This is a genomic window from Sandarakinorhabdus sp. (assembly GCF_051860625.1).
Taxonomy (GTDB): domain Bacteria; phylum Pseudomonadota; class Alphaproteobacteria; order Sphingomonadales; family Sphingomonadaceae; genus Sandarakinorhabdus.
The window spans coordinates 56,492-68,915 of the sequence record NZ_JBHYDQ010000014.1; the positions used below are offsets into that span (position 1 = coordinate 56,492).

Sequence of the window (12,424 nt, forward strand, 5' to 3'; positions counted from 1 at the left end):
CCCGTTTGCGCCTAAGCTGGGGTGTAAAGCAGGAGAACCAAGCCATGCCTCGTGAAATCCGCCTCGCCGCCCGTCCGGTCGGCGTGCCCGCCGCCACCGATTTCGAACTGGCTGACAGCAATCTCGCCGCCCCCGGCGACGGCGACGTGCTGGTCCACAACAAGTTCATGTCCGTCGATCCCTACATGCGCGGCCGCCTGTATGATCGGCCAAGCTATGTGCCGCCCTTCGCCATCGGCGAGGCGTTGCAGGGCGGCGCCGTCGGTGTGGTGATGGAGAGCAAGTCCGACAAATTGAAAGCCGGCGACATCGTGCTGTCGATGTTCGGCTGGCGCGAGGCGTTCGTGGCGCCGGCTGCCGCGCTGGAAAAGCTCGACGTGCCCGGCGGCATCCCGATGGAGGCATTTTTGGGCGTGCTCGGCATGCCGGGCCTCACCGCCTGGGCCGGGCTCACCCAGATCGGCAAGCCCAAGCCGGGCGATGTGGTGTTCGTGTCCGGCGCGGCCGGCGCGGTGGGCAGCATCGTGGCGCAGGTGGCCAAGCTGAAGGGGTGCACTGTCATCGCCAGTGCCGGCAGCGATGAAAAATGCGACTGGCTGAAAGGCCTCGGCATCGATCATGTCATCAACTATCGCACCTGCGGCAATCTGCTGGCCGCCGTGCAGGCCGCCGCGCCCAAGGGCATCGACATTTATTTCGACAATGTCGGCGGCGAACATCTGGAAGTCGCCATCGAGGTCGCCCGGCCCTTCGCGCGCCTGATCGAATGCGGCATGATCTCCGCCTATAACGACACCGATCCCACCCCCGGCCCCCGCAACATGATCCAGATCGTCGGCAAATCGCTGATGATCCGCGGCTTCATCGTGATGGAATTCGCCGGGCTGCGCGGTGATTTCCTCGCCGAGGTTGGTCCGTGGATCCGCCAGGGCAAGCTGAAGTGGCAGGAAACCGTGCTGGACGGCATTGCCGAAGCGCCGAACGCGTTCATCGGCCTGTTCGAAGGCAAGAATACCGGCAAGATGCTGGTGAAACTATAGTCCCACCCCCAAGCCCCTCCCGCAAGCGGGAGGGGAGCCGATGGTGACAAGCGCGAAACGCTCCCCTCCCGCTTGCGGGAGGGGCTTGGGGTGGGCTTAGCCCCTACCCTACCGGCCGCCGCGCATTCATCGCCAGCGCCAACGTGCCTTCATCCAGATAATCCAGTTCCCCGCCCATCGGCAGGCCCTGTGCGAGCTGAGACACCTTCACCCCCGTCCCGGCCAGTGCCTCGGCGACATAATGCATTGTCGCCTGCCCCTCCATGGTGGCAGACAGCGCCAGCACCACTTCCCGCACCTCCCCATCGCCAGCCCGCGCAATCAGCGACGCGATGGCCAGATCGTCTGGCCCCACCCCATCCAGTGCCGACAGGCGCCCGCCCAGCACATGATAACGCCCCGAAAACAGATGCCGCCCATCCAGCGCCCATAGATCCGCCACATCGGCGACCACGCACAGCAGCGCCGGATCGCGGCGCGGATCGCGGCATATGCTGCATGGATCGCGGGTTTCGACATTGCCGCACACCCCGCACACCACCAGATTGGCCGCCACGCTGCGCAACGCATCAAGCAGCGGCACCAGCGCCACTTCCCGCCGCTTGATGAGATGCAGCACCGCACGCCGCGCCGATCGCGGCCCCAGGCCGGGCAGCCGGGCCAGGGCATTGGTCAGCGCATCAATCTCGGGAGAGGCCATGGCCCCTTATCGGTGTGATTTTTCACCCGCGCAACCTGTGCGGGCTTTGACACGAATGTTGGGCAGCGCATGTGTTCATGGGCTTTGCGCGGTGCAGCAACTCCGCTAGACCGATGCGGCATATTGTCAAAAAATCACCCATAGGAGAAGGCGCCATGACCGCCATCGGGCTCGACAGCCTCCACACCCGCCGCACGCTGAACGTCGCTGGCCAGGATTACGCCTATTACAGTCTGGAGGCCGCCGCCGCGCAGCTCGGTGACGTGTCCCGCCTGCCCTATTCGATGAAGGTGCTGCTCGAAAATCTGCTGCGCTTCGAAGACGGCAGCACCGTGAAGGTGGCGGACGTGCAGGCCATCGTCGATTGGCAGGGACCACGCACGTCCAACCATGAAATCAACTATCGCCCGGCCAGGGTGCTGATGCAGGATTTCACCGGCGTGCCCTGCGTGGTCGATCTGGCCGCGATGCGCGATGCCATCACCAAGCTTGGCGGCGATCCGGTGAAGATCAACCCGCTGGTGCCCGTCGATCTGGTCATCGATCACAGCGTGATGGTCGATGAGTTCGGCAATCCGCAGGCCTTCGAAGACAATATGGCGCTGGAATATGCCCGTAACCTCGAACGTTATGAATTCCTGCGCTGGGGCAGCAGTGCCCTCAAGAATTTCCGCGTCGTGCCGCCGGGTACCGGCATCTGCCACCAGGTGAACCTGGAATATCTGGCGCAGACCGTTTGGTCGTCCGAAGACCCGTCCGGCGTCAAGATCGCCTATCCTGACACGTGCGTGGGCACGGACAGCCACACGACGATGATCAACGGCCTCGGCGTGCTCGGTTGGGGTGTCGGCGGGATCGAGGCTGAGGCCGCGATGCTCGGCCAGCCAGTGTCGATGCTGATCCCCGAAGTGGTGGGCTTCAAGCTGGTCGGCAATCTGGCCGAAGGCGTCACTGCCACCGATCTGGTGCTCACCGCGACGCAGATGCTGCGCAAGAAGGGCGTGGTCGGGCGGTTCGTGGAATATTATGGCCCCGGCCTCGATGCGCTCACCCTGGCGGACCGGGCGACGCTAGCCAATATGGCGCCGGAATATGGTGCCACCTGCGGCTTCTTCCCGGTCGATACCAAGACGATCGATTATCTGGTGCTGTCGGGCCGCACCCCGGAAAATGTCGCGCTGGTCGAAGCCTACTCCAAGGCGCAGGGCCTGTGGCGCGATGCCGACACCCCCGATCCGGTGTTTACCGACAGCCTGGAGCTGGATCTCTCCAGCGTGATGCCCAGCCTCGCCGGCCCGCGCCGCCCGCAGGACAAGGTGCTGCTGTCGGATGCGCACCCCGCCTTCGAACGCGAACTGGCCGGCAGCTATGGCAAGGCCGACAAGATGGCGCAGCGTGTGCCGGTGGCCGGCGCCAATTATGATATCGGCCACGGCGATGTCGTGCTGGCCGCCATCACCAGCTGCACCAACACCTCCAACCCCAGCGTGCTCGTGGCCGCCGGCCTTGTCGCCCGCAAGGCGCGCGCGCTCGGCCTGAAGAACCAGCCCTGGGTGAAGACCAGCTTCGCCCCCGGTTCCAAGGTGGTCACCGATTATTTCGACAAGTCCGGCCTCAGCGCCGACATGGATGCGCTCGGCTTCAACCTGGTCGGCTATGGCTGCACCACCTGCATCGGCAATTCCGGCCCGCTGCCAGAACCGATTTCGGAAGCCATCAATGCCAATGATCTGGTTGCCTGCTCGGTATTGTCGGGCAATCGCAACTTCGAAGGCCGTGTGTCGCCGGATGTGAAGGCCAATTATCTCGCCTCCCCGCCCTTGGTTGTCGCCTATGCGCTGGCTGGCACCATGCGCCGCGACCTGACCGTCGAACCGATCGGCGAAGGCACCGATGGCCCGGTGTACCTCAAGGATATCTGGCCGACCAACGCCGAAGTCGCCGGCATGGTAATGGCCAATGTGACGCCGGAAATGTTTGCCGCGCGCTATGCCAATGTGTTCGATGGCGATGAACGCTGGCAGGCCGTCCAGGTCGAAGGCGGCGCCACCTATCGCTGGAACCCGTCGTCCACCTATGTGCAGAACCCGCCCTATTTCGACGGCATGACGATGACGCCGGCCCCGGTGGCCGACATCATCGGCGCGCGTGCATTGGCGATGTTCGGCGATTCGATCACCACCGATCACATCAGCCCGGCCGGCAGCATCAAGCAGGCCAGCCCGGCGGGCCGCTATCTGAACGAGCGTCAGGTTGCGACCGCCGAGTTCAACTCCTATGGCGCGCGCCGCGGCAACCATGAAGTGATGATGCGCGGCACCTTCGCCAACATCCGCATCCGCAACGAAATGGTGCCCGGCGTCGAAGGCGGCGTCACCCGCCATGTGCCGACCAATGCCCAACTCGACATCTATGATGCTGCCATGGCCTACAAGGCCGACGGCACGCCGCTGGTGGTGATCGCTGGCAAGGAATATGGCACCGGCTCCAGCCGCGACTGGGCGGCCAAGGGCACCACCCTGCTGGGCGTGCGTGCGGTCATCGCCGAAAGCTTCGAGCGCATCCACCGCTCCAACCTCGTGGGCATGGGCGTGCTGGCACTTGAATTCGCGGCCGGCACGGATCGCAAATCGGTTGGCCTGACCGGCGAGGAGACGTTCGAGCTCACCGGCCTGTCCGATCTGAAACCGCGCCAGATGCTCAACGTGAACTTCACCCGCCCCGATGGCACTGGCGGAGATTTCCAGGTGCTGTGCCGCATCGATACCGAGCAGGAGCTGGAATATTATTATGCCGGCGGCATCCTGCCCTATGTGCTGCGAAAGCTTGCTGCCTGATCGATCTGCAGACGTTCAGCATTGAAACGGCGGGCTGGATCGGGGCGGTCCTGGTGCTGGCGGCCTATGCGCTGACCAGCAGCGGCCGCCTCGATGGCCGCTCGCCACTGTTCCAGTGGCTGAACCTGATCGGCGCCGCCGGTTTCGTGATCAACACCGCCTGGCATGGCGCCATCCCGTCGATGGTGCTCAACATCATCTGGTGCGGCATTGCCGCCTTCACCTTGTGGCGCGGCCGGCGGGTCTGAGCCGCACCGAAAGTCGCGATTGAGCCGCATATTCTAGGCATATTTCCCTCGTTGCAAACTACCGTAGTATTGCTAGATCAATCTTCCGTTAGTCATAATGCGGTAACATTCGGTTGAAGCATGGGGCAGCAACCAACTTTGAGGGGTGAATGTGATGCAGAAGGGTTTTGTACTCGCCGCTGTCGCGGCTGTGGTCGGTGCGGCACCGGCAACCGCCATCGAAGTCTTTGAAGTTGCCGGCCAGCAAGCGAGTTCGTTCAACGCGCCCAGCGCGCCGTCACTCGTCCGCACCCAGAGCGGCAGCAGGGGCGGCCTGAGCTGGATGGCCACCAGCAAGATCATCGGCCAGACGCCGACATCCGATGTGCTGGCGCCCAGCAACACCATCGGCGGCGGTGATCCGATCTACAAGCCGACCAGCAACAAGAGCGGCGTCGTCGCGCTGATCATGGAAACCAACGCTGGCAATTTCATCTGCTCCGGCAGCCTGTTGGCCGGCGGCCGCCACATTGCCACGGCCGCGCACTGCGTTGCAGGCACCGATGGCCTGCTGAATTCAAACCGCACCACCGTTCACTTCTTCAATGGCAATCCCGATCAGCGGACCGTGGCACCGGGTGCCAGCCACACGATGGTTGTGCAGGAACATTTCATCAATTCGGGCTACACCGGCGAGGTCATCGATCAGAACGACATCGCCATTTTGCGCTTGCATGCATCAGCGCCGATGGAATTCGAACGTTATGATCTGCACCTGCCGTCCAGCCTGACCGGTGCCGTGTTCAACGTCGCCGGCTATGGCGCGCGTTCCACGGTCGGTGGCGCCTCCGGCACTACGGCGCCTGCTGGGGCCCGTACCGGCTATCTGCGCGAAGGCGACAATCGGTTCGATTATGCTTTCGGCAACAGCCTGTTCCAAGGCTTCTTCACCGATTTCATTTATGAGGGCGGAACCGAGCATTTCTTCGGAACTGCCGACATCACCCACAGCTATGTCAGCGACTTCGACAATGGCTTGGCCGCTCAGGACAAATCGCGTCGCGTTGCCAACGCGCTTGGCCTCGGCCCGATCGGTACTAACAATTTTGCAGACACCGGGCTTGGTGCCCGCGAAGTCGGCATTGCTGGTGGCGACTCGGGCGGCCCGGGCTTCGTCAATGGTGCTCTGGCGTCGATCAACAGCTATGGCCTGACCTTCGGTACCAACTTTGGTGATGTCGACAATTTTTTGAATACCAGCTGGGGCGAATATTCGGGCTATGTGCCGGTGTATATCCACCAGGATTTCATCGCCGAATCGACCGCCGTGCCGGAACCGGCAAGCTGGGCCATGCTGATCGCTGGCTTCGGTTTGATCGGCGCCACGCTGCGCCGCCGCCGCGCTGTCGCCGCCTGAACGAACATCCTTGCATGAAACGGGGGGAGGAACGCAGGTTCCTCCCCTTTTTCATGCCCGCTCCAGCAAGCTGCCGCGAATCCGCCCCCACACGGCCACCGGCCAGCCACGCGCCACCGCGATCGCTGCCAGCTTGCCGGACGGATTGGCGCACAGCACCCTGCCGCCGCTGGCCAGCGCCAGTTCGAAACACGGCAGATCGCTATGGTGGTCGCTGGTGAAATGCACCACTGCGCCTGCCAATCCTTCGCGCGCCAGCCATGCTGCCAGCCCGTCACGCTTGGCCGGGCCATAATTGTTGTCGCCGTCCAGCCGGGCCAGTACCCATTCGCCATCCCGCGCCGCTCCGGTGGCGATCACGTCCATCACCCCCAAGCGGGCCGCAATGGCGCGGACATAGAAACCATAGCTGGCCGATGCGATCACCACCCGCCGCCCGGCCAGCGCATCTTCGGCAATGGCCATACGCGCCGGTGCCATCGCGTGCACCGCCACGAACTGTTCGGCAAAATCATCCGCCACTGCCGCCAATCGCGCCGCCGACACCCGCGGACCGATCAACCAGCGGTGCGACCAGGCCTTCATCGCGCCGCGTGACAGCCAGCCAGCGGCATAGGTCAGCCCGCCCAGCCCCACCATCGGCAGCAGCAACACACGCCACGGCGCATAGCGGCGCAGCCAGAACCACAGGAACGGCACCCAACTGCCGGTATCGGTCAAGGTCCGATCCAGATCATAGACAGCAACTTCAGTACAAGGACTGTTTGCATGGGGGGGTATCGCGACACTTGGCATTTGCCCCCGCATAGCCCAGTTTGCGCGCGATGGTCATGGATAAGCTTTGGGATGTCATCTGGTCCCCCCCCGACGCGGCAGACGCGCGCGTTGCGCTGTCGGGCCGGCTGACGCTGGATGCCATCGTCGAACTGGATGATGCGCTCACCGCGCGCAAACCCGCCGGCACTGGCCTCGCCGTTGATCTGAACGGCGTGACCGGTATCGATACGGCCGGCGCCTGGGCCATCAACGGCCTGGTCCAGCGCTGGACCGAAGCCGGCGTGCCGGCCCGGCTGGAGGGCGCAGCGCCCGATGTGGCACAATTGGTCGGCGCACTCACCGTGCGGCCACTGCGCGTGCTGCGCCGCGATCACACCAGCCCGTTCATCGCCTGGCTGGACCGGATCGGTCGCGCTGTGGCCGGGCAAGGCGCCAACATCACTTCGTTTGTCGGTTTTCTGGGCCAGGTGCTGGTGGTGCTGGGCCTGACGCTGATCGGCCGGCGCCGGCTGCGGGTGCACGCCGTGATCCACCAGGCCGAAGCCGTCGGGGTGAGCGCGCTGGGCATTGTCGGCCTGTTGCTGTTTCTGGTCGGGCTGGTGGTGGCGCAGCAGGGCGCCGTGCAGTTGCGGCAGTTCGGGGCCGAAATCTTCACGGTGAACCTGATCGGGCGGTCGACCACCCGCGAACTCGGCATCCTGCTCACCGCGATCATGGTGGCCGGGCGTTCGGGATCGGCGTTTGCCGCACAGATCGGATCGATGAAGCTGAACCAGGAAATCGACGCGCTGCGCACCATCGGCCTTGATCCCATCGAAGTGCTGGTAATCCCGCGGGTGATCGCCTGTTCGCTGATGCTGCTTGGTCTTGCCTTTTATGGCGTCATCTGTGCGCTGATTGCCGGCGGGCTGTTCGCCTGGGCAGAACTTGATCTGCCGCCCGGCGCCTATGTGCAGCGCCTGCAAGAGGTGACTTTGATGTCCGATTTCGTCATCGGCATGGTCAAGGCGCCAGTGTTCGGCTTCATCATTGCGCTGATGGGTTGTTTCCACGGTTTCAACGTCACCGGCAATGCCGAGTCCGTGGGCAGCAGCACCACGCAGGCGGTCGTTGAATCGATCTTCGTGGTCATCGTGTTCGATGCGCTGTTCGCATTTTTCTTCAGCTTCCTGGGCTATAATTGATGGCCGATTTGTCCCCCACCTTGCCCGACGATGCCGATGTCGCGCTGCGCATCCGTGGGCTGGTCACGGGTTTTGGTGACAAATTGATCCACGACGGCCTGGATCTGGATGTGGCGCGCGGCGAGATCATGGGCGTGGTCGGCGGTTCGGGCAGCGGCAAATCGGTGCTGATGCGCGCCATCATCGGCCTGCAGCCGTCGCGGGCTGGCACCATTGCGGTGTTCGGGCAGGATGCCCTCGATCCCGATCCCGCCGCCCAACGTGCGCTGCGCCGCAAATGGGGCGTGTTGTTCCAGGAAGGTGCACTGTTTTCCGGGCTGACCGTGGCGGAAAATATCGAAATGCCGATGCGCGAATATCTCGATCTGCCCGATCCGGTGCTGGCCGGACTGGCGGCGGCGCGGCTCCGGCTGGTCGGATTGCTGGCGGACGCCGGGCCGAAATTCCCGTCCGAACTGTCGGGCGGCATGAAGAAGCGGGCCGGCCTCGCCCGCGCGCTGGCGCTTGATCCGCCGTTGCTGTTCCTGGACGAGCCAACGGCCGGGCTTGATCCGATTTCGGCGGCAGGCTTCGATGATCTGATCAAGGTGCTGAAGGAAACACTGGGGCTGACTTTGTTTCTGATCACCCATGATCTCGACACATTGATGGCCATCTGCGATCGGGTGGCAGTGCTCGGCGACGGCCGGGTGCTGGCGTGCGGCACCGTCGAACAATTGCGTGCCTATGATCATCCCTGGGTGCAGGATTATTTCGCCGGCGCTCGCGGCCGTGCTGCCGGTACCGCGCCAATCAAAGCGAGTGCAGCCTGATGGAAAAGCGCAGCAATTATGTGATCGTCGGGGGCATCGCGCTGGCCATGGTGATCGGCATCTTCGTGATGGTGGTGTGGCTGTCGCGCTACACTGGCGGCGACGTGCAGAAATTCGACATTTTCTTCAAGCAGGCGGTCAACGGGCTCGCGGTCGGGTCGCCGGTGGCCTTCAACGGCGTACCGGTCGGCAAGATAACCGAAATCCGCATCCCGCTGGAATCGCCGCAACTGGTGCGGGTGCGCATTGAGGTGGACAAGGAATTGCCGGTGCTGAAGGGCACCACGGCTGCCGTCGAAGGCGTCGGCTTCACCGGTGTGTCGCAAATTCAGTTGCGCGGCGTGATGCAGGGTGGGGAGCGGATCACCGAGATTGGCCGCTATGGAGCCCCGGTGATCCCGGCACGCGGCGGCGGCCTGGGCGAATTGTTGAACACCGCGCCCGAAATCGTCGCCAATGTCGCCAAGTTGACCGACAGCCTGAACGACGTGCTGCGCGATGAAAATCGCGCTGCGCTGAACGGTGTGCTGAAAAATCTGGATGTGACCACGGCAGCGCTGGCGAAGAGCGCGCCTGATCTGGCCGCCGCCCTCACCGAAGCGCGCACCACCATGGCCGCCGCCACCGCCACACTGCAACGCGTCGAAGCGCTGGCAGCATCGGGCCAGAGCCTGGTCGATACCGACATTCGCCCACTCGCCGCCGATCTGCGCAGCGCTGCGGCCAGCACCAAGGCGACGCTGGCGCGCGTCGATGCCATCGCCACCAGTGCGCAACCGGCGATGGACACGCTGTCCAGCCAGACCTTGCCAGAGGTGACACAGCTGATCCGCGAACTGCGCGAAACCAGCAGTCGGCTGGGCGCGGTCGCCGCCAAGCTGGATGAAGACCCGGCCGGCGCCCTGGTGGGCGGCCGCGCCTTGCCCGAATATCAGCCGCCCAAAGGTGACCCGCAATGATCAGACGCCCGAAACCGCCGCTGATTGTACTGCTGGCACTTGGTGTGGCGGCGTGCGGCCCGCTGGTGCAGGTTGGCGGCAACGCACCGGCACCAGCGGCACTGCTGGTGTTGCGCAGCGATGTGCCACCGCCGGAATGGCAGGGCCCCACCGCGCTGGCCGACACGCTGGCGGTTGCTGTCCCCGACGTGCCGGCCGAACTGCAGACGCTGCGCCTGCCGGTACAAATCGACGGCGCCAGCGTGCAATATCTGGCCGGTGCAAGCTGGTCCGAACAGCCGAACCGGCAGTTTCAGCGGCTGCTCAGCGATCGCCTGGCGGCAGCCGGCATCCCTGTGCTTGATTCGCGCGGCGGCAGTGTCGCCCCGGCGCGCGCACTCACCGGGCGCCTGCGCGAATTCGGCCTGGATGTGCGCGGTACCCCGATGGTGCGCGTGCGCTATGATGCGCAGCTCGCCGGCCCGCGCAGCGCCGGCACGGTGGCGCTGAAAAGCTTCGTCGCCGAAGAACCGGTAGCCAGCCAGCAGCCGGCCGCCGTGGCAGCAGCGCTGTCGCGGGCCAGCAACCGACTGGCCGCAGACGTGGCGGCCTGGGTGAAAGGATAGGCGCGAAAGGCCAAGCCCACACAAAATCACCGGTTGCCGGCCGCCCCCACCGCCCTACAACAGGGCATAATCATGAGGGGAGCCCATAACATGCCGTTCGTCCGTCCCGATGTGCAGATGCTGCTCGACATGCTGGCCGCGCAGCCCGGCCCGCAGCTCAGCCAGATTTCGCCGGCCGAAGGCCGCATGATGATGCTGGGCATGACCCAGATGCTGGAACGCCCGCGCGGCGAACTGGCGGTGATCGAACATCTCACCATTCCCGGCGAAGATCCGATCCCGGCGCGGCTGTACCGCCCGGCCACCGGCAACAGCGCCGGGCCGGTGCTGGTCTATTTTCATGGCGGTGGCTGGGTGATCGGCGATCTCGACACCCATGATCCCTTGTGCGCCGAAATCGCCCGGCAGTTGGATATGACCGTGGTGTCGGTCGACTACCGGCTGGCGCCAGAAGCCACCTTCCCGTCCGCCACCGAAGATTGCATCGCCACCGCGCACTGGCTGGACGATTCCCCGCCCGAGATCGGCCATGCCATCACCGGGCTGATCCTGGCCGGTGACAGCGCGGGCGGCAATCTGGCGGCGGCCGTCAGCCGCGAACTGGCCGGCACGCTCGATGTGCCGATCCTGGCGCAATGGCTGATCTACCCGGCCACCGACATGACCGCCACCGAAGGCTCCATGGCGGAATTCGCCGACGGCTATCTGCTCACCGCCGATTCGATGGCCTGGTTCCACGATCATTACATGACCGGCGCCGACGACAAGCGCACGCACCCCTGGGCCAGCCCGCTGCACGCCGAAACACTGGCCGGGCTGCCGCCAACGCTTGTCTTCACCTGCGGCCTCGATCCGCTGCGCGACCAGGGCCGCGCCTATGCCGCCAAATTGATCCAGGCCGGCGTGCGCACGACGTTCCGCGAAGCCGCCGGTCAGATCCATGGCTGCTTCACGCTGCGCCAGGGCATCCCCAGCGCCCATGATGATCTGATCGACTGCATCGCCGATCTGAAAGCCCTGCTCCGCCCATGACCCCATCCGCACTCCCACGCGAACACCCCTCCGGCCTGCCCTATCGGCCATGCGTGGGCGTGCTGCTGGTGAATGCCGACGGCCTGATCTTCACTGGCCAGCGCCTGGATCAGATGGTGGAGGCCTGGCAGATGCCGCAGGGCGGCATCGACCCCGGCGAAGACCCTTATGCCACCGCGCTGCGCGAACTGTGGGAAGAAACCGGCATCGATCCGGCACTGACGATGCTGCTCGGCGAGACGCCGGAGTGGCATTATTACGACCTGCCCGACGAACTGATCGGCAAGATCTGGAAAGGCCAATTCGCCGGCCAGCGCCAGAAATGGTATGCCCTGCGCTTTCTGGGCACGGATGCGGACGTGAACATTGCCACCGCCCACCCCGAATTCCGCGCCTGGCGTTGGAGCGGGGTGGACACGCTGATCGACCTGGCCGCGCCGTTCAAGCGGGAACTTTATGCGGATATCATCGCGGTGTTGCGGCCTTACCTGCCATAGGCACGGAGTCGCGCCCCTGCCCCCCGTCTGTTCAGGCGCCTGTAATGCCACGTTTACGCTCGCAGTTTCAAAGAACAAACATCCTCACCCCAGCCCGACCACATCCGGCAATTCTTGAAACACGCGTCCGCAGTTTTGACAGAATGGACGAATTCGACCGGAATCAGCCTTGTTTTCACTGGCAGTTTCAATTTCCCGCATTCGCGCCGCGCCAGACCGGCGAACAACAGCACGATGACAGGTCTTGCCCATGTAGGACAGGCCGGCATCCGCCTTGCGCGCCGGGACCGCTGGCAAGATGGCCATGTCTGGAATTGGGTGGGAAGCAGTGTTGCGG

12 protein-coding genes and 2 pseudogenes are annotated in these 12,424 nt (G+C 64.4%); 11 read left to right on the forward strand and 3 right to left on the reverse strand.

Annotation, left to right across the window (positions count from 1 at the left end; genetic code table 11):
- Positions 1–44 precede the first annotated feature (44 nt).
- Entirely contained in the window at positions 45–1,040 is a 996-nt protein-coding gene (locus ACTIEZ_RS13060; protein WP_439547123.1) for an NADP-dependent oxidoreductase, read from the forward strand.
- Between the two features lie 103 nt (positions 1,041–1,143).
- Here the strand turns inward: ACTIEZ_RS13060 and recR are convergent, their stop codons facing one another.
- On the reverse strand, positions 1,144–1,740 hold the full coding sequence (gene recR, locus ACTIEZ_RS13065; RefSeq protein WP_439547124.1) for a recombination mediator RecR: 597 nt from the start codon (positions 1,738–1,740) through the stop codon (positions 1,144–1,146).
- Positions 1,741–1,895: 155 nt separating this feature from the next.
- Between recR and acnA the strand changes: the two genes are divergently transcribed.
- The 4 genes and pseudogenes from acnA to ACTIEZ_RS13085 all read left to right on the forward strand — a co-directional run.
- Positions 1,896–4,577 carry an aconitate hydratase AcnA gene (gene acnA / locus ACTIEZ_RS13070; RefSeq protein ID WP_439547125.1) on the forward strand — a complete coding sequence of 894 codons (2,682 nt, stop codon included), beginning with the start codon at positions 1,896–1,898 and terminating at the stop codon, positions 4,575–4,577.
- 20 nt (positions 4,578–4,597) lie between these two features.
- On the forward strand, positions 4,598–4,825 hold the full coding sequence (locus ACTIEZ_RS13075; protein WP_439547165.1) for a CBU_0592 family membrane protein: 228 nt from the start codon (positions 4,598–4,600) through the stop codon (positions 4,823–4,825).
- Between the two features lie 322 nt (positions 4,826–5,147).
- Positions 5,148–5,633: pseudogene (locus tag ACTIEZ_RS13080) on the forward strand (trypsin-like serine peptidase); the annotation flags it as partial.
- Positions 5,634–6,128: 495 nt separating this feature from the next.
- Positions 6,129–6,221: pseudogene (locus tag ACTIEZ_RS13085) on the forward strand (PEPxxWA-CTERM sorting domain-containing protein); the annotation flags it as partial.
- Positions 6,222–6,272: 51 nt separating this feature from the next.
- Here the strand turns inward: ACTIEZ_RS13085 and ACTIEZ_RS13090 are convergent.
- On the reverse strand, positions 6,273–7,028 hold the full coding sequence (locus ACTIEZ_RS13090) for an HAD family hydrolase (RefSeq protein ID WP_439547126.1): 756 nt from the start codon (positions 7,026–7,028) through the stop codon (positions 6,273–6,275).
- Positions 7,029–7,051: 23 nt separating this feature from the next.
- Between ACTIEZ_RS13090 and ACTIEZ_RS13095 the strand changes: the two genes are divergently transcribed.
- From ACTIEZ_RS13095 to ACTIEZ_RS13120, 6 genes are all read left to right on the forward strand, one after another.
- A complete protein-coding gene (locus tag ACTIEZ_RS13095; protein WP_439547127.1) occupies positions 7,052–8,182 on the forward strand; it encodes an ABC transporter permease in 1,131 nt (376 codons plus the stop codon).
- Positions 8,182–8,994 carry an ABC transporter ATP-binding protein gene (locus ACTIEZ_RS13100; RefSeq protein WP_439547128.1) on the forward strand — a complete coding sequence of 271 codons (813 nt, stop codon included), beginning with the start codon at positions 8,182–8,184 and terminating at the stop codon, positions 8,992–8,994. The genes ACTIEZ_RS13095 and ACTIEZ_RS13100 overlap by 1 nt, the downstream gene beginning before the upstream one ends.
- Positions 8,994–9,953: an MlaD family protein gene (locus ACTIEZ_RS13105; RefSeq protein ID WP_439547129.1), complete on the forward strand. Its 960-nt coding sequence runs from the start codon at positions 8,994–8,996 to the stop codon at positions 9,951–9,953. The genes ACTIEZ_RS13100 and ACTIEZ_RS13105 overlap by 1 nt, the downstream gene beginning before the upstream one ends.
- The gene (locus ACTIEZ_RS13110; protein ID WP_439547130.1) at positions 9,950–10,558 is read left to right on the forward strand and encodes an ABC-type transport auxiliary lipoprotein family protein; all 609 of its coding nucleotides are present in this window, start codon (positions 9,950–9,952) and stop codon (positions 10,556–10,558) included. Before ACTIEZ_RS13105 ends, ACTIEZ_RS13110 begins: the two co-directional genes overlap by 4 nt.
- Before the next feature lie 90 nt (positions 10,559–10,648).
- Entirely contained in the window at positions 10,649–11,590 is a 942-nt protein-coding gene (locus ACTIEZ_RS13115; protein WP_439547131.1) for an alpha/beta hydrolase, read from the forward strand.
- Positions 11,587–12,087 carry an RNA pyrophosphohydrolase gene (locus tag ACTIEZ_RS13120; protein ID WP_439547132.1) on the forward strand — a complete coding sequence of 167 codons (501 nt, stop codon included), beginning with the start codon at positions 11,587–11,589 and terminating at the stop codon, positions 12,085–12,087. Before ACTIEZ_RS13115 ends, ACTIEZ_RS13120 begins: the two co-directional genes overlap by 4 nt.
- An 84-nt stretch (positions 12,088–12,171) precedes the next feature.
- Here ACTIEZ_RS13120 and ACTIEZ_RS13125 read toward each other — a convergent pair whose 3' ends face one another.
- On the reverse strand, positions 12,172–12,393 hold the full coding sequence (locus ACTIEZ_RS13125) for a hypothetical protein (RefSeq protein ID WP_439547133.1): 222 nt from the start codon (positions 12,391–12,393) through the stop codon (positions 12,172–12,174).
- Between the last annotated feature and the right edge of the window lie 31 nt (positions 12,394–12,424).

Bases quoted from the DNA above. Each gene is read 5' to 3' on its own strand.
- ACTIEZ_RS13120 (WP_439547132.1), top strand. From the start codon at position 11,587: ATGACCCCATCCGCACTCCCACGCGAACACCCCTCCGGCCTGCCCTAT.
- ACTIEZ_RS13105 (WP_439547129.1), top strand. From the start codon at position 8,994: ATGGAAAAGCGCAGCAATTATGTGATCGTCGGGGGCATCGCGCTGGCC.
- ACTIEZ_RS13090 (WP_439547126.1), bottom strand. From the start codon at position 7,028: ATGCGGGGGCAAATGCCAAGTGTCGCGATACCCCCCCATGCAAACAGT.
- ACTIEZ_RS13110 (WP_439547130.1), top strand. From the start codon at position 9,950: ATGATCAGACGCCCGAAACCGCCGCTGATTGTACTGCTGGCACTTGGT.
- ACTIEZ_RS13125 (WP_439547133.1), bottom strand. From the start codon at position 12,393: ATGGCCATCTTGCCAGCGGTCCCGGCGCGCAAGGCGGATGCCGGCCTG.
- ACTIEZ_RS13060 (WP_439547123.1), top strand. From the start codon at position 45: ATGCCTCGTGAAATCCGCCTCGCCGCCCGTCCGGTCGGCGTGCCCGCC.
- ACTIEZ_RS13095 (WP_439547127.1), top strand. From the start codon at position 7,052: ATGGATAAGCTTTGGGATGTCATCTGGTCCCCCCCCGACGCGGCAGAC.
- ACTIEZ_RS13100 (WP_439547128.1), top strand. From the start codon at position 8,182: ATGGCCGATTTGTCCCCCACCTTGCCCGACGATGCCGATGTCGCGCTG.
- recR (WP_439547124.1), bottom strand. From the start codon at position 1,740: ATGGCCTCTCCCGAGATTGATGCGCTGACCAATGCCCTGGCCCGGCTG.
- ACTIEZ_RS13115 (WP_439547131.1), top strand. From the start codon at position 10,649: ATGCCGTTCGTCCGTCCCGATGTGCAGATGCTGCTCGACATGCTGGCC.
- acnA (WP_439547125.1), top strand. From the start codon at position 1,896: ATGACCGCCATCGGGCTCGACAGCCTCCACACCCGCCGCACGCTGAAC.